Annotated in this window: 14 protein-coding genes; 7 read left to right on the forward strand and 7 right to left on the reverse strand. The window is 44.1% G+C overall.

All coding sequences use genetic code 11. The features are described 5' to 3' along the window. Both CYQ88_RS05245 and CYQ88_RS05250 read left to right on the forward strand, forming a co-directional pair. The coding region (locus tag CYQ88_RS05245) for an EAL domain-containing protein (protein ID WP_143483765.1) at window positions 1–1,028 on the forward strand (1,028 nt) is incomplete at its 5' end. 167 nt (window positions 1,029–1,195) lie between these two features. Beyond that, window positions 1,196–2,473 carry a GGDEF domain-containing protein gene (locus tag CYQ88_RS05250; protein WP_101840305.1) on the forward strand — a complete coding sequence of 426 codons (1,278 nt, stop codon included), beginning with the start codon at window positions 1,196–1,198 and terminating at the stop codon, window positions 2,471–2,473. A gap of 22 nt (window positions 2,474–2,495) precedes the next feature. On the opposite strand, the gene CYQ88_RS05255 is transcribed toward CYQ88_RS05250, so the two are convergent. Further along, window positions 2,496–2,852: a DUF3579 domain-containing protein gene (locus CYQ88_RS05255; protein WP_101840306.1), complete on the reverse strand. Its 357-nt coding sequence runs from the start codon at window positions 2,850–2,852 to the stop codon at window positions 2,496–2,498. Between the two features lie 204 nt (window positions 2,853–3,056). Here CYQ88_RS05255 and CYQ88_RS05260 point away from each other — a divergent pair, with 204 nt between their 5' ends. The 4 genes from CYQ88_RS05260 to CYQ88_RS05275 all read left to right on the forward strand — a co-directional run bounded on the left by CYQ88_RS05260 (window position 3,057) and on the right by CYQ88_RS05275 (window position 7,036). Further along, on the forward strand, window positions 3,057–3,512 hold the full coding sequence (locus CYQ88_RS05260) for a DUF4468 domain-containing protein (RefSeq protein WP_101840307.1): 456 nt from the start codon (window positions 3,057–3,059) through the stop codon (window positions 3,510–3,512). A 310-nt stretch (window positions 3,513–3,822) separates the two neighbouring features. Next, on the forward strand, window positions 3,823–4,893 hold the full coding sequence (locus tag CYQ88_RS05265) for a hypothetical protein (protein WP_233188817.1): 1,071 nt from the start codon (window positions 3,823–3,825) through the stop codon (window positions 4,891–4,893). Between the two features lie 66 nt (window positions 4,894–4,959). Next, the gene (locus tag CYQ88_RS05270) at window positions 4,960–6,003 is read left to right on the forward strand and encodes an NADP(H)-dependent aldo-keto reductase (RefSeq protein ID WP_101840406.1); all 1,044 of its coding nucleotides are present in this window, start codon (window positions 4,960–4,962) and stop codon (window positions 6,001–6,003) included. A gap of 118 nt (window positions 6,004–6,121) precedes the next feature. Next, the gene (locus CYQ88_RS05275) at window positions 6,122–7,036 is read left to right on the forward strand and encodes a copper chaperone PCu(A)C (protein ID WP_101840308.1); all 915 of its coding nucleotides are present in this window, start codon (window positions 6,122–6,124) and stop codon (window positions 7,034–7,036) included. 44 nt (window positions 7,037–7,080) lie between these two features. Here CYQ88_RS05275 and CYQ88_RS05280 read toward each other — a convergent pair whose 3' ends face one another. Next, window positions 7,081–7,623 (reverse strand): lipocalin family protein, encoded by a 543-nt coding sequence (locus CYQ88_RS05280; protein WP_101840309.1) that lies wholly within the window; start codon window positions 7,621–7,623, stop codon window positions 7,081–7,083. Between the two features lie 229 nt (window positions 7,624–7,852). On the opposite strand from CYQ88_RS05280, the gene CYQ88_RS05285 reads away from it, so the two are divergent. Further along, window positions 7,853–9,241 carry a CAP domain-containing protein gene (locus CYQ88_RS05285; RefSeq protein ID WP_158236011.1) on the forward strand — a complete coding sequence of 463 codons (1,389 nt, stop codon included), beginning with the start codon at window positions 7,853–7,855 and terminating at the stop codon, window positions 9,239–9,241. Here CYQ88_RS05285 and CYQ88_RS05290 read toward each other — a convergent pair. From CYQ88_RS05290 to CYQ88_RS05310, 5 genes are all read right to left on the reverse strand, one after another. Beyond that, entirely contained in the window at window positions 9,238–12,075 is a 2,838-nt protein-coding gene (locus CYQ88_RS05290; protein WP_101840311.1) for an EAL domain-containing protein, read from the reverse strand. The genes CYQ88_RS05285 and CYQ88_RS05290 overlap by 4 nt on opposite strands. 82 nt (window positions 12,076–12,157) lie before the next feature. Continuing rightward, on the reverse strand, window positions 12,158–13,360 hold the full coding sequence (locus tag CYQ88_RS05295; RefSeq protein WP_101840312.1) for an efflux RND transporter periplasmic adaptor subunit: 1,203 nt from the start codon (window positions 13,358–13,360) through the stop codon (window positions 12,158–12,160). 2 nt (window positions 13,361–13,362) lie between these two features. Then, window positions 13,363–15,726, reverse strand: a complete 2,364-nt coding sequence (locus tag CYQ88_RS05300) for an ABC transporter permease (protein ID WP_101840313.1) — start codon at window positions 15,724–15,726, stop codon at window positions 13,363–13,365. A 6-nt stretch (window positions 15,727–15,732) separates the two neighbouring features. Beyond that, window positions 15,733–16,467 (reverse strand): ABC transporter ATP-binding protein, encoded by a 735-nt coding sequence (locus CYQ88_RS05305; RefSeq protein ID WP_101840314.1) that lies wholly within the window; start codon window positions 16,465–16,467, stop codon window positions 15,733–15,735. Next, window positions 16,451–16,705: a (2Fe-2S)-binding protein gene (locus tag CYQ88_RS05310; RefSeq protein ID WP_101840315.1), complete on the reverse strand. Its 255-nt coding sequence runs from the start codon at window positions 16,703–16,705 to the stop codon at window positions 16,451–16,453. Before CYQ88_RS05310 ends, CYQ88_RS05305 begins: the two co-directional genes overlap by 17 nt. Window positions 16,706–16,748 lie beyond the last annotated feature (43 nt).

Here is a 16,748-nt window from a genome sequence, read left to right on the forward strand (position 1 = left end):
TCGAAGCCCTTTTACGTTGGAATGATCCGCAAAATGGACTTGTTTACCCAGAAAGCTTTCTCTCTTTAGTTGAGCATGATTCAAGTATTATGATAGATCTTGGACACTGGGTGTTAGAAACCGCGCTTTCTCAACTTGAAACTTGGCTTTTAGCGGGCTTAGATATTTCGTTGAGTATTAATGTCAGTTCACATGAGCTTCAACATGAAAACTTCGTTGAAGTTTTGCAGAAGCTGTTGACCAAACATCACCATATTAAGCCAAATTTGATTGAAATTGAAATATTAGAAACTTTAGCATTTGAGAACTTTGAACTGACATCAGATATTTTAAATCAGTGTTCAAGCATGGGAATTAGTATTGCGATAGACGATTTTGGTACTGGATACGCTTCTCTAAACTATCTGAAGAAACTTCCTAAAAACACACTGAAAATTGATAAAAGCTTTGTCATTGACTTGCTGACTTCAAGCCAGAACATGTCTATTGTAGAAGCGTCCATTGGACTAGCCAATGCATTCAATAGTCATGTAGTTGCGGAGGGCGTAGAGTCGGAAAAGATTGGAGAAGTGTTATTGCAATTAGGGTGTGAAATAGCACAAGGATATGCCATTTCAGAAGCAATGCCTGCACAGGAAGTTGAAGATTGGATTCAATCATGGAAGGGGTTTTCTTCATGGGAAAAGGTAAAGCCTTTGAACCCGCAAAATCGCGCTATTTTACACACCGAAGTTGAGCATAAAAATTGGATTAACGCCATAGAGGCATTTATACAAAACAGAACCTCTGAGCTACCCAATCTTAATTCATCTCAATGTTATTTAGGCAATTGGCTTATTAATGAGTCCTCTAAAGCACAACGCGAGCATCCAGAATTTAATGAGCTAAAAGAAATTCATGATGAATTACATCATTACGCCGAAAAACTGTTACGTTCAAATAAAAAAGATAAACAGGCTGGTGTTGACAAAATAGTAAGATTACATAAAAAAATTCTGGTTAAACTCAATGCCATAATGGAAGGATAGGTTTCCGGTTATATGGCCACAAAGAAATCACAATTATAGCCAAGCAAGCTACAGGAACTCATTTGAGTGTAGTTATTTTTCTGATTGTAAATTTTTGAGATCACGAATAGTGATTTGTACTTTAAATACAGAACGACTCTCTAGTTGAGATTAATGGCTGGAACCAAATGGATAAGAAAAAGCTGGAACATGCTAAACGTATAGAGCGATTGATCACTCGGCGGTATTTGACAGCTGTGCTGATTATTGCTTTGTTATCAACTGGTGCTTTTGTTGCGCTTAAATCGGCTTTAAACGATTCTGACAGTACCGCGCTTGTGGTCAATATTTCAGGAAAGCAAAGGATGCTCAGCCAGCATATCGCTTTGGATGTTCATCGTATTCATAGAGAAAGATTTCGCAATGACTATTCAGAAAATCTCTATTATATCAACAGCATAAGGTCTCGTGTTGCTGAGATGGTTGCAGCGAATAAACGATTGTCATCAGGAAGTCTTGCTGAAAACCAGGTTATGCCTTTGTCTGAAATCGTTCGTGATATGTATTTTGGTGAAATGAATCTTTCTCAGCGGGTGAACGATTATACCCATCTCGCACTGAAAATCATTGCAGCAGAAACATTTGATCAATCTGAGAAGGTGATTGAGCAGATTGATCAAGTCTCGGAAGGTTTGTTGGTTGATTTGAATAAGGTGGTTTTTCAATACCAAAAAGAAGGAGAGGATCGTTTAGAGCTGATTTCAGACATGGAAACCTTTTTGTTGCTATTCACTTTGTTTACGTTGATGCTTGAAGTCTTGTTTATTTTCAGGCCAATGGCTAAATCCGTGTTGAATGCTGAGAAAAAAGTGAGTGAAGTACTAAATAGTTTGAAAGACCAGGTTGAATTGAGAACCATTAAGTTGGAACAGGCAAACCAAAAATTATTAGAAGCGGCATCTCATGACCCTTTAACGGGTGTGAAAAATCGCCTAACAATGGAAGAGGATGTTGGAGATACTATTCAAGCCTTTAAATCCCATCAGCAAGATTTTGGGTTGGTGATGCTAGATATTGATTGGTTCAAAAGTGTCAATGATCAATATGGACATGATTTTGGTGATGCAGTACTGGTTGAGTTTGCATATATCCTTGAGCAACACGTTAGAAGCTCTGACCAAGTTTATCGAGCAGGCGGCGAGGAGTTCGTTTTATTAATGAATCGTATTTCGTTGAAAGAGCTCATGAAACGAATGAAATCACTTGGCGACTATATTCAGTCACATTCCTTTAAGAGCAAGGGGAAAGTCATCAATGTCTCGGCAAGTATGGGGGTTTTTCACAGTAGCTTGCTCAGTGGTTTTGACTTTCAACTTGCTTTGAAACTCGCTGATAGTGCTTTGTATGAAGCAAAGTCTTTAGGTCGTAAGCAAGTGGTGTTGGCGCATTCTGATAAGTCTTCTTAGAAACCTGTAATGACCTGTCCATTTAAGCAGATAAGCTTGATGGCGATTCTCTTTTATCATTTTTGACATCTTTTTGTTGATTGATTGGCAGCCTTCTATCAGAAAGTATCGTTAACTTATTTTGTTCAACAAAATCTAATAAAAATTGATAGAGAAGCGGATCATCTCTCTCAAGCGATTTGCTAACGACTAAGCTGGGAATGCCATCAATGGGTGTCGGAAAGACTAGCTTTGAATAAATGTAGCGTTTATTTTGTCGCTGAGATGCGCCAGAACCCGCTAACCGTTCTGCCCAGTCAGCAGGTATAAATTGCTTTCCTGAATTTCGATCCTTACCTATAAACAGGATTTTTTCATCAAACTTATACGTTTCTGGCATGAGCCGTCTCCCAGGTCAATATATCAAGTGGTTTTATAAAGTAAACGTAAGCATGATATTGTCATAATCTTAAATAAAACTGAATGCAGAGGAAGGACTGTCATGTGTATAGATAACGAACGCTTTGATTCAAAATGGGAATTTTTTATTGCCGCCAACCACAATCGGCTATAATCAGTCGTTAAATTTTATGAAGGAAAAAACATGTTTAAACGTCATATTAACTATCTATTCTTACTACTGGTAACATTCTTTTTGTTTTCATGTAGTTCGAACCCAATCCAATCTTCTGCAGGCATAGATCGTGAGTTTCAGGTTGAAGGTTCGCAAGATGAGCTAATGAGAAAAACCTTGGCTTGGGCAGCGAAGAAGCAACAAAATACTAAGTCAGTCATTAGGGTTAATTATCATCAAAACGGTAAGATCATTGGTACTGGGCTTATTTCGATGAAGAATTCGATGGAGTTGGTTGATGCCTACCAGTTTACGATGCAAATTGATGTGCGTGATAATCAGGCGAGAATGGTGCTCAATAATATCGATCAAATCCAAGGCGTTGTTGCGGTGTCAATTGAAGAATCACTTAAAAATATTAAAAAGCATTTATCAAAACTTGCTGACGACTATGAAATGGCGCTTCAGCAAGGTTCTAAAAAGTAGTCGTTAACACGTCAGCAAAACCAGTCTTGTTTTTAGGCGCTGGGCTTGATAGAGTAATAACTAAATAAGCCCGCACTATCTTGTCAGTGTCTCCTGCGCATAGCAGGTACCTTCTTATTTATTTAGCTTGGTGTTCAGGGGTGGCAGCAAAATGTTGTTGCGCCAGCCAAGTTTATTTTCAGTTTTTCAACGATGCCCAAGCGATATTGATTTGGGTCATACTTCAAATTTTATGCCTGAAACCGTCAGGGTTTCATAATAATCGGCCCATCTAAAGGGGCTTCCCGATTAATAATATAGGAGATGAAACATGACTCGATATGTGAAATCAAACCTTTTATTAATAAGTGCTTTTTCGATGTTTACGCTGAGTGTAAACGCATCACCTGACATCTCGGGGGGCGTTTGGCTTAACTATGCCAATAATACTACTCAGGGCGCAAAAGAAATTAATAACGGTAGCATCGAAAGTGAAGCGCTGGTGCTCTATGCGGATGGGAAATTTGATCAGCAACTGTCTGGAAGCTATTCGTTTGAATGGCGAATGGGGCCCGGCAGTTTTACCGATAAGGTAAATAACTCAACGAATGACAATACGACGCTGCATAAAGGTTGGATACAATTTAGTCTACCCGATCAAAAATCATTAATAGTCGGTAAATCGCAGGTGCCATTTGGCTGGAAAACCAGTAACTTCTGGCCGGGTGATATGTATCAAGCGGGCTATGGCGATCAGATGGACGTTGGCTTTAATTTGGCCGCCAGTCAGCCAAAATATGACTATCAATTAGCCTATTACCACCAAGATGACTGGGGAAGAACCAGTACCGATTCAACCGATGATAATGGTCACTGGGGGAGTTCAAGTACCTATCGAAAGGTGCAAACATTTGTTGGTAATCTGGATTATAAGTTATCGTCGGATCAAACCATGAGCCTGGGGCTTCAGCGAGGAAAGCTACAAGACTTCACCAATGGTACCTTAAGTGGAAGTCATTTTGCCACGGTGGTTGGTTATCAAGGTCAGTACGATAATAGCTTTGCAAAAGCTGAAATCATTTTGGCCAATAGAACCTTGCCAAAAAACTATGCTGCTCAAGCATCAACAGAAAGAGACATTAACACCACGCGTTATGCCTTTGAGTTAGGGCGTCAACAAGGAAATTGGACTTACTATATTGATATCACGGCTGCTACGACCCAGACCAAAGGTAATAGTACGGGTATGATTACCGCTTATGCGCCGGGTCTAAAATATGACTATGGTCCAGGCTGGATTTATGCGGAATACTTGTCCCAAGATGGTTACTTTGGTCGAGATGGGGATATTGCCAAAACCGACTTTTCTGCGCTCTATTTAACCATTGATGCGTACTTCTAGGGAATCAATATCTTACAGGGATTTTAGTTCGTTAAAACATTGGTTTTATTATTGGGAAACATGGAAATGGAATATGCTTATTTAGGTCATACGGATATTAAAGTCAGTCGTATTTGCCTCGGGACCATGACTTGGGGGGAGCAAAATACTGAGGCGGAAGCTTTTGCTCAAATGGATTATGCACTCGATCAAGGTGTGAATTTTTGGGATACGGCCGAACTCTATTCCATCCCGCCTAAGCCGGAAACCTATGGCGCTACCGAGCAGATTATTGGGCGTTGGTTTGCAAGCAGAGGCAAGCGATCTCAGGTGGTTTTGGCATCCAAAATTGCCGGGCCTGGTCAATTTGTCAGTCATATTCGGGGGGGCAAAACGCGTTTCAATTCGAATCAATTGCAAGCTGCGCTGGAAGGTTCTTTAAAACGATTGCAAACCGATTATGTTGATCTCTATCAACTCCATTGGCCAGAAAGAAGTACGAATTATTTTGGACAGTTAGGATTTGAGCACCAACCCGACCCAGATGATTTGACGCCTGTGGAAGAAACGTTGATGGCTTTATCTCAGTTGGTCGAGCAAGGTAAAATCCGGTCTATAGGGCTGTCCAATGAAACGTCGTGGGGTGCCATGAAGTTTATCCAGGTAGCAGCAAAGCTGGGCTTAGAAAAAATCGTCACGGTGCAAAACCCCTATAGTCTGCTCAATCGCAGTTTTGAGGTTGGTTTGTCCGAAGTCAGTCATCGAGAAGGGGTCGGGTTGCTCGCCTATTCTCCGCTTGGGTTTGGTGTGCTGAGTGGTAAATACTTGAAAGGTCAACAACCAGTTGGCGCGAGGTTAACGTTGTTTAAAAACTATGACCGCTATAGCTCGCCTAATGCCATTAAAGCCACTGAACTTTATGCTGCCTTGGCAAAGGGCCATGGTTTGACGCCAGCTCAGTTGGCTTTGGCCTTTATCAACAGCCGCCCTTTTGTGACTGCCAATATCATTGGCGCGACGACGATGGCGCAGTTAATCGAAAATATTGACTCTATTCACGTGACTTTGTCAGATGAATTGCTTCAAGAAATTGAACGAATTCATCAATCCTACACCATTCCATCCCCATAGAGTGCAGGCCTTTTTCATCATAGTTTAGTTAGTGTTGACCAAAATAGAAATGCTGGAAAAATAAAGGGCTATAATAATTCAGCACTAGGTTAATAAATTGATTACCAAGGAGTTGTTTATGAAACGGTTTTCTATGTTTGCGATGATTTTAGGGAGTGCCTTGAGCTGGCAAGCTTGGGCGGCGACAGTGGCTGATTCAATTGAAATTATGGATCCTTATGTGCGCATGGTTCCGCCCAACGCACCCGTAACGGCCGCCTTTATGCAAATCAAAAATAATGACAGTCAAGACCATACGTTGCTGTCAGCCAAAGCCTATATCAATAAGACCACTGAGTTGCATACCCATATTCACGATAAGGGTGTGATGCGGATGCGTCGGATTGAAAAAATTGAATTGCCAGCGGGTGAAGCGACGGCACTTCAGCCAGGTGGGTTGCATGTGATGTTGATTGGTTTGAATGCTCCCGTTCAGGAAGGTCAGAAAATCAAGCTTGATTTGACCTTTGATGACGGTTCAACCAAAACGGTTGAGGCAGTTGGACGCCCCATAGTGCCAATGGGTAAAGGCATGAGAATGGGTGCTGGTAAAATGAATGGCATGGCCAATTGCCCCCAGATGGGTGGTATGAGAATGATGCAGGGCAAACAATTAAGCAATGGCCGCAATCAACATCCTATGCTAAGGGTCTTACATGCAAACCCAGCAACCCCTAACTTAACGGGGATAGCCTTAAAAAATGCAGCAGAACTGGGGTTAAGCCGAGATCAAATTGGTCAGCTAAAAGCGTGGCGCAATCAGAACGGCGATAAAATGCAAAGTTTGTTTGAAAAGCTAACCACTTTGGAAAAATCGCTTATTCAGGAAGCCCTAGCAGGCACGTCTAAAACTGAATATATGACTAAGTTCGAGGAAAGCCTAACCATTCGTACACAAATTGCTGCTACCAAACTGGATTGCCGCGATAATATGAAAAAGGTGCTTACCGCGGAACAGTTTGAAAAGCTGGTGTCTATTTACCCCATGATGTAGTTAGGGCTTTCAACAACCTTAAAGAAATTTACCTGTGGCAAGCTTTAGTCAGCACCTTGTTTGTCACAGGCATTGACCCAAATCCAACGATCAGGTGAAATGCCAATCCGGTTGGCTTCCTCTAAAAAGGGCTGGCAATTTTGTTGACGAGGATTTGGGCTTCTCGCCAATAACCAAGCGTAGTCTAGGTTGGGGCCAATCACCAAGGCCATAGAATAATCGGGTTTCAGTTTGGCAATATTATAGCCGCCATAAAAGGGGCCAAAAAACGAAACCTTTAAGCGTCCAATATCGGCACTTTCAACAAAGTAGGCTTTACCTTCTGCTTGTTTCCACTTCTCCGATTTGGCATCAAATCCACGATTAATGACTTTGACGCCACCATCTTCTCGCATACTGTAATGAGCGGTGACTTTTGTCAGTCCGCGTTCAAAGCTGTGATCCAGTCGCGCTAACTCATGCCAAGTTCCCAGGTATTTGGGGAGTTCAAAATCACTGGCCGGCGTGACCTTTTCAGGTACGTTCGTACAGCCAGCCAGTGTCCAAATCATCATGAATCCGAGCCAAATTTTACTTAAAATCTGCATAAGCTCCCCATTGACGCTTTTGAAGAAAATCATTCATAAAATGAGTGCATTTCTGTTGTAATGACCTCTTATTATAAGCGTAAAAATTCACTTTAAGAGTCAGTGCAAGATAATTTATCGGGCAGGTGAATTGTTTAATTCAGTGTTAAAATGACCAGGCCTGGGTAAATTATGACTTCGTGTTGAGGTTTGCAAGGCCCTAAGCGAATGAAAATAAAAGGAAGCAATCGTGGTGCTTAAACGAGTTTTTATTGCGTGGATATTAGCGGTTGGTTTAGTGGGTTGTGGCGGCGGTGGTTCTGATACGACATCGGCGCTGGACTCTGAGACGCCCACATTGAGTGCCAGTACCAATCTGGTAGACAGTGAGGCGCAAGCCACCGCGGCATCAAATTTTAACCCCGCAACCGATTCGGCTCTAAGTTATCTAAACTACTTACGCGCTTATGTACAGTTGCCTGCCTATGTTGAGAATGCCACCTTGCTTAAATCGGCCAATGCGCACCTTGACTATATGTTGCATCATAATGCGTTAGGCCATATCGAAGACCCACAAAATGCGCTATATTTCACCGGAAAAACGCCACAAAATCGTACCATCTCAGCAGGCTATAATTGGCCTGGTGTATCGGAAAATATCAGTTATAACCAGTCTAATTTTACTGGGTTGATTGATGAGCTGATGACGGCTGTTTATCATCGAATGAGTTTATTGGATTTTCAAAAAGATGAAATTGGCATCGCATATAAAGAGTCTGCTGTGCCCAATAAGGACGATGATCCGGTTTGGAGTGCCTTAGTGACCAATGCCGGTGTGTCTGCGCTGGAGACATTATGTCAAGCGGGTGGCGATGGTCGGATAGGCTATCTGTGTGATAACAATGCCAGAATTTCAGCGGATCGTTATCAATCAGAGCTGGATGCCTTGGCACAAAAAGCAGCGGATATGGTGGTGTGGCCAGCGCCCAATAGCCAAGTGCTGCCGACATTTTATGAAGAGACGCCAGATCCTTTGCCGGATTGTAAGGTGTCTGGCAACCCGGTCAGTGTGCAAGTCAATCCGTCAAAATTAGCAGACTATACATTGTTGCCCGATACGTTTCGGTTGATTGAAAAGGTGACTGGCACAGAAATAGTTTTGAATCGGGTGTTATCGAATGTAACGGATCAGCCCGATGCGGAAGCCGCTCATTGGAAAACGACCGAGAAAGAATGGTTTGCGGCTTTTCCGCAACAGCGACTCAAGTGGCAAACCCTTTATGAAGCCAGTTTTGATTATTTGTATGGTGGTCAAACGATGACTAAAACTTGGCAATTTTTGACCCCAAGCTTGGATGGTGAAATGGTCACGCTCTATCATAATGCACAATATGATTATCATCTCGGGCAAACGCTTTATATCTATGTGCCGCCAGAAAATTGCACGGTGAATGCCAATAAATGGACTTCAAATTATGAATATGATACCCAACAAACGCCAGAGCTAACAGTTGAAGTGGTTGACCCTCAGACCTTGAAGTTGGTGGCGAGGAAAGTCAGTCAATTGAGCTTAACTTTTACACAAACCGATCTAAGTGGACAAGAATATATGAAGACTTTGAAGCTTAATATTCGTTAACCGGCTGGTGGCCATTTTTTCGTTTCGGCCTGCCTCAGTTTCTGGCTAAGCTCGTCTTCGGCTAATGGCCGGTCAAAATAATATCCTTGAATAATCAGCTGGCTAAAGCGGCTTAAAACATCCAGTTCGGCCAAGGTCTCGACGCCTTCTGCAACCACTTTCATATCCAATGCTTGGGCCATCTCAATCGTATGTTTAACGATCAGTTGATCGGTTGGATCGGTTAACAGCTTGCGGATAAAACGCTGATCAATTTTCAGTTCGGAAAATTGCATTTGATCAATGTAACTGAGATTGGAATAACCCGTGCCATAATCATCCATTGCAAAATGGAAACCCGCGCTACGAATTGCTTCAAAGGTTTCAAGCACACGATAATCCTGATGAATCATCACCGATTCGGTCACTTCAAACAGAATTTGAGCTGGATTGATGTGGTAAGTGGTTGCTAACGCAACTAACTGCTGAGGCAGTTTGGGATTGCGAAGTTGTATTGCCGATAAGTTGATAGAGAGGGTTTCTGACGTTAATAAGCGGTCATCAATCCATTTTGTAAATTGTTGAAAAGCCTGCTCAACCACCCAAAGCCCTACGGCATCAATTAACCCGGTTTCTTCTAAAATCGGAATAAAGACCGCTGGAGAAACGACCGGTTGATTCGCGGGGTACCACCTTAATAACACTTCCAATCCTGTCAGTCGTTGGTCGGTTAAACAAATTTGAGGCTGATACACTAGGCTAAATTCATGGTTTGCTATGGCCGTTTTTAAAGATTGCTGTAGTTGAAGTTTTTCAACGGCATCTTGTCGCATGGTTTCGCTAAAGAATTGAAAGGCCCCTTTTTGATGATTTTTAAGGTCATACATGGCCGTATCAGCGGCTTGGATGAGGCTGTCGGCCGTGCTGCCATCGCGCGGATAGAGGCTTAAGCCAATGCTCGCGGCCACCTGAAGTGTATAGTTGTCAATTTCAAAGGGCGAAGCAAAAATTTGTTGTACCTGTTCGGCGGCTGCGCTGAGTTCTGATTCATTGCTGAGAGAGGGCATAAAAATCACAAATTCATCCCCACCAAATCGTGCAACCAAACTGGGTGCGGAAAAGGCTTGGTCAAGCCGTTTGGCAATCACCGCCAATAACTTATCGCCAATGACATGTCCTAATGAATCATTGATCGATTTAAAGAAGTTTAAGTCTAAGAATAGTATGCCCAATAAAGAATCTGAAGTGGTTTGCTGAAGCTCTTCCAAACGATTTTCAATGGTTCTATTGAGTAAGGCGCGGTTTGCGAGTCCGGTCAATACATCATGATTCGCTAAGAAAACCAGTTTTTGTTCCGATTCCTTACGATCACTGATATCTGAAAAAATGCCGATATAATGTGATGGATGACCATCCTGATCATAAATGACGCTGATATTAAGCCATTCTGGATAGATTCTACCGTCTTTTCTTCGATTCCAGATTTCACCTTGCCAACGACCATGCTGATTTAAACTTCGAGACAGTTTTTCATAATAGGCGCGATTATGCTGACCAGACTTTAATAATGAGGGCTTTTCCCCTTGAGCATCCTGCAAGGTGTAGCCCGTAATTTTGGTAAAAGCCTGATTAACCCGTAATATTTTTCGGCGGTCATCCGTGATCATCACGCCTAGTCGGCTATCGGTGAAAACAGTGCTGAGTAGCTTTAAGTCGTTAACCATCTGATGAAGCGCATGCGAAAGGATGCCCACTTCATCTTCGGAATTATAGAGGGGGAAGCTTTGGTTAACTGTTTGGGGAGATGATGAAGCCGTCAAGTGGGGTTGAGAGGTGCTTTGCAAGCTAATATCATTGGCTGATTGCGTTAAGGCTTCTAGCCGTTGAGTTGCACTGGATACCAGTCGCCAAATGAGCAAAGCCAACAAGAACATCACGCCGGCAAGCACCATGAGTGAGTTCTGTGCAAAAACGACCAGGCCTGCTTGAATATGGTCAAACGTCTCGCGCGCAATGACAACCCATTGCAACATCTCATTTGACGGTGAACCGATGTTTTCAGCGGCTGTTAAATAGGTGTTTTGATCTGGCCAAGTTTCAGTCGCTTGTCCTTGTCCGGCATCGACAGCATCTTGCAGTGCCTGTAGATGGTTTAGTTGTATTGACGTTGACGGAATTTGAGGGGTGCCCATTAATAGGTTACCATCTTGTTTGGAAACCAGCAGCTCAACGTCTTTCAATAAGGGTGAATTGAGCAGTTTCGAACGCATTTCAAAAGCCCAGTCCCAGCCTAAATGTCCGCAAATCACACCCATAAGCTGTCCATGGTCATCGTGAACGGGGACCGATACATCAACCAGCCTTAATGGCAAGTCATCCCACTTGGGTTTTGGCATGATCTTAGCCAATAAGAAGGCATCATGGACACTGCCTAAATGAATGCCTTGTGAACCTTTCACAAACCAGGATCGTTGGCGAACATTTTTGCCAACCAATAAGTTATCGGTACCGACCAGAATGTTGCCTTGCGCATCAGTCATACCAATCCAAGCATAATACGGATAGCTAGATCGCAGTTGTTCAAATAAGGCTCGCTTTTCAGCAAGCGGTGTTTGTGGCGAACGGATGGATTGCATGGCACTGAGCAATTGTATTTCATGAACTCGGTTGTTCATGTCTTTATCCAGTTGATAGGCCATGCTTTTTGCGAGTTGAGATAATAAATCTAGCCGTGTTTGCTGCATTTTTTGAATGGAGACTTGCGCAAAATAACCTGCTAGCACGAGCGTTGTCATAAGAACGGCTAACGATAAAAAGAGCGTTAGCTTGCCTCGCATGGATTGATAAAATGACATTTTGGTATCCGTTACTTAAAGTGGGGTCATGGAGTTGGGCTAGTGTCGAGTATTCAACCGACAATCAATTGAATACACGACACTAGTTGCGGCTGGTGACCGCTGTACCATCTTCAATCAAATCACTTGGGTAGTTTATCACAACGTCGTTTTCTGCTAGCCCTGATACTATTTGGGTTGCCAGTCCGGTACGTTTGCCAACCGTGACCGGTTTACGCTTGGCAAGTCCGTCTTCAACTGTAAAGACCGCCCAGCCGTCTTGATGACGAAAAATCGCACTGGATGGAACCTGTAAGACCGATTCTTGATGCCATAGTACTAATTCGGCTTCAACGCGATAACCATCGCCCAAGCGTTGCCACGTTTCTTCAGGGGAGGTAAAGTCGCAAATGATTAATACGCGTTGTTCTTCAACACCCAAGGCTGATACCTTGGTGAAGCCAATGGGTTCAATCCGTTTTACGATGGCTGAAAGGGTTTTGTCACCGCCCCAGCGATGAATATAAACGGTCATGCCTGGGCGAATCTTGACCGCATCGGCCGACAGCACATCAATTTCAATTTCCAATGCTGACGGGTCGCCAACTTCCAGTAAGGCTTCACCCGTTTGCACAGGGCCTTCACACTGGCGACTGACTTTTAGCACCTTGCCATCAATCGGTGAGGTGACTTTGACCCGCTCTGTTGGCGACTGTTGGTCAGTGGCCGCTGAATATTCCAGGGTGGTTAAGGCCGCTTCTAATTCGTAGCGAGCGACTTCAACGTTAAAGTCGGCAGAACGTTTGGCCGCAGCAGTGGTTAAGGCTTCAGTTTTGGCCTGTTGAAAGGCTTCCTCTGACACCAGATTCTTTTTGAGTAAGGGTTGGTAACGTTTGAGTTTGTCTTGTGCTAATTGTTTCGCCGCTTCAGCAGCACTGGCTTGCTCTTGCGCAGCCAATACGGCTGATTTGGCCGCTGCAACTTGTGCTTTCGCTTGTGCGCGGCTACGCGCATCCAACACTTGCGAGGCGAGAGGCGTGATCCCCATTAACACTTGACCTTGCATCACCTCATCGCCGACTTTTAGGTGCAAACGACAGGTCATGCCATTGACTGGGGCAGAAATAACATAGCGATCAATCACCCGTGTTTGACCTTCCGCTTCAATCGAAACTGTCAGCGGCGCCTGCTTTGCATGTGTCGTTTCAACCAATATAGGCTGTGGCCAGAATCCCCAAACCAATAACCCCAAGCCAAGCAGGATAAAAACGGCCAGGCCTGGGTGATTTCGTATTAGTTGGTACATGATTACTCCTTCGCTTTTAATACAGCAACCATATCCAAATGGGCTAGGTTGCGCCAAATCAGACTCCCTGAAATCAGAGAGGAAACGATGACTACCAGTGCAGAAAAGGCATAAACATCAATGCCCAAAACCAGTGGTATACGGTATAAATCCGAATCAAAATTAAAGGCCAAATAGGCGCATAACCCATAGCCAATTAAAAAGCCTAGCGGAATGGCAATGAAGGTTAGTAAGGCCATTTCTCCCAGTAAAATAAAGGCCACTTCACTGCGCCGAAAGCCGAGAACTCTTAGGCTTGCTAATTCGCGATGTCGCTCTGAAAGGGCGATCCGCATACTATTATAGACCACCCCAAAAGCAATGCTGCCGCCTAACAGGGTGCTGATGAAGGTAAAGAACAAAATGGTTTCTTCCATGGTTTCGTTAAAACCGTCAATGGCGGCACTTTGCTCCACCACCCCAACCACCTTTGGCATGTTTTTGAGTTTGGCATATAAAGATTGTTGCGCGTCCTCGTCAACGGTCAGTAGAGCACCAGAAATGACATTGCCTTCCTTGAGTAGGTGGTTCAAGGTATCTCGATGCATATAGGCGTTGAGTCCAACGTATTCTTTAACAATGCCTGCAACAGGGACTTGTAATACTGGGCGTTTGCCGTCCAATACCTCAATGGTCATTAGATCATTGAGCTTTAGGTGTAATTTCTGTGCTAGATAGTCGGTAATCACCACCCCGTCTTTGGGAATATGGATCGGCGATAGATTGGCATCCAATAATTGTCTTAACTCGCTATCGGGCTCAATGCCTTGAACCCCAGTACGATAGCTGCGATGTTCATGTCTTAAGCGGGCATTGACCATACGAATGCCTTCTGTGTGTTGAACCCCCTCCAAACTTTTCAGTGAATAGAGTGCATCTTCTGCACTCGGCTCCACAAAAAAGACCATCATATCTTCCCGCTGACTAAGCTTGTATTGCACATCAATCATGTGGTTGATGGCGCCTTCCTGAAAACCGCCAACCATCATAATACCAAATGCCATGCTAATGCCTAAACTGGTCAGTAGTGATTTGAGGGGGCGGCGTTCCAGGTGACGCAAAATCATGCGCGTGGGCTGTGAGAAGAGGGTTTGTAGTCCCCAGCGCTCGACCACGGTTGGGCGGTAAATCGCCACTTGATCTGGGCGCATCCCCTCAGCGGGGGGCAGTTTAATCGCTTTGCGCACGGCATAAAGGGTGCCGACTAACGCAACACCAATGCTGACAACCCCCGCACTAACCAATACCCAAGGTTTGAGTTCATAGACCAAATAGGGGAAACTGTAAAACTGGCTATAGAGTTCACTCATACTGGTGCCCATCCAGATGCCAAGAAAAGTGCCAATGAAAATTCCCATGACCACAATCATTAAAATCAATTTGCTGTAATGCACACCAACCGCTAGGTTGCTATAGCCAAACGCTTTTAAAATAGCTATTTGTTCCCGCTGTAAGCTGATCAGCCGACTCACGACCACATTGAGTAGAAAAGCGGCTACGGCAAAAAAGATAATGGGAAACATTGTTGCCATATTTTGCAATTGTTTCAGTTCTTCATCCAGAAAACGATGTGATAGTTGGTCGTGTCGGTCAATCGCTCCCGTACCGCCATAGGGCTTGAGTAGATTGTCCAGCTGCTCAATAATGGCTTTTGGCTCAATGTTTCGATTGAGCTTCAAAGTGACATTATTAAAGGCGCCTTCCATATCATAGGCGCTGGCCAGCGGTTTACGGGCCACCCACATCACACCGTAGCGTTGATAATCCGGAAACATCGCCCCAGGCGCAATTTGGTAGATATATTCTGGCGACATGCCCTTGCCGACGATGGTTAAGGCTTGGCGACGACCATTGATAATCGCCCAGATTTTATCTCCCAGTTCGAGTTGGTGTGCTTTGGCAAACTCCACACTAATGACGATTTCATTATCGCGGCTGGGATCGACCAATCGGCCTTGGGTTAGAAACAACCGATTCATCTGCCTTTCCTGATGCCTCGGCAATGAAATCATGTGACCACTGACGGGGTCTTTAAAGCCCGGAACGTCCAAGTTAACATAGGTCACCACGCGCGTTTCGACTTTGGCGACACCAGGAATGGCTTCAATACGCTGTGCCAACGACATAGGGGCTCGGGTCAGGTTAGCAAACACATCAGAAAATTGATGAACCCGATAATAGCTATCTCGGGTTTCTTTAAGCGAGTCATAGGTACTGAGTGACATAATAAAAATGGCAACGCCACTGACAATCACCATGGCAATCGCCAGCGCCTGCATGCGCATATCCCACAGTTCCCGCCATAATTTGATGTCAATGGCTCTCATGATTGGCTACCAGCTCAGGTCTTGCGCTTGGATGCGCGAATCGTTTTGTTGAATATCGACAATTTGACCGTCGATCAATTTAATAACTCTATCTGCCATACTGGCAATACCGGCATTATGGGTAATGATGCTGGTGGTGGTGCCCAGCTCTTGGTTAATTTTCGCCAAGGCTTCTAAAACCTTGATCCCCGTTTTGGAGTCGAGTGCCCCTGTGGGTTCATCACAAAGTAATACATCTGGGTTTTTGGCAATGGCGCGCGCAATGGCCACGCGCTGTTGTTCCCCACCGGATAATTGTGCTGGAAAATGGTTGAGTCGGTTTTCCAGCCCCACTAACTCGAGTGCTTCAGAGGGAGTCATCGGCGCTTTGGCGATTTCGGTGACAACGGCGACATTTTCTGCGGCGGTTAGGCTGGGAATCAGATTATAAAATTGAAAGACAAAGCCGACATGAAAGCGACGATAGTCAGTTAACTCCGTTTCGGTTGCTAGGCTTAAATCAAGTGACAGTTCTTTACCTTGATAAAGCACCTGGCCTTGAGTGGGGGTATCAAGGCCACCTAGAATATTGAGTAATGTCGACTTTCCACTGCCTGAGGCACCTAATAGAACGGAGAGTTCGCCTTGAAAGAGTTCCAGTGAAACGCCTCGTAACGCGTGGACGGCAACTTCCCCCATCTGATAGGTTTTGGTAATCTGATTGACTTGAAAAACAGGGGAGGGGTTAGCAGCAGTTGGCATCGGCAGAGTCTCTTTCACAAAGGTGTTTTAGCAAGCTTTCAACCTGACGGCGACAGCAGCCGTTTCCATCAGAGGCATAGGTTTGTTGTTGAACTTGTTCAAGGGTATTTGCACCCGCAACAATGGTTTTGATAATATCCAGTTTAATGACCTGGTTGCAGACGCATAGTGGTTGGTCTAAATCCTTTTTTAGCAGTTCCGGTAAACTTGTCAGTGCCGTTGTTAAAGGTTCACTCATGTCTTTCACTGGTTTGTTCTTCCATGCCGAATTTTCGATAACT

This window comes from Hydrogenovibrio sp. SC-1 (genome assembly GCF_002848135.1).
Taxonomy (GTDB): Bacteria; Pseudomonadota; Gammaproteobacteria; order Thiomicrospirales; family Thiomicrospiraceae; genus Hydrogenovibrio.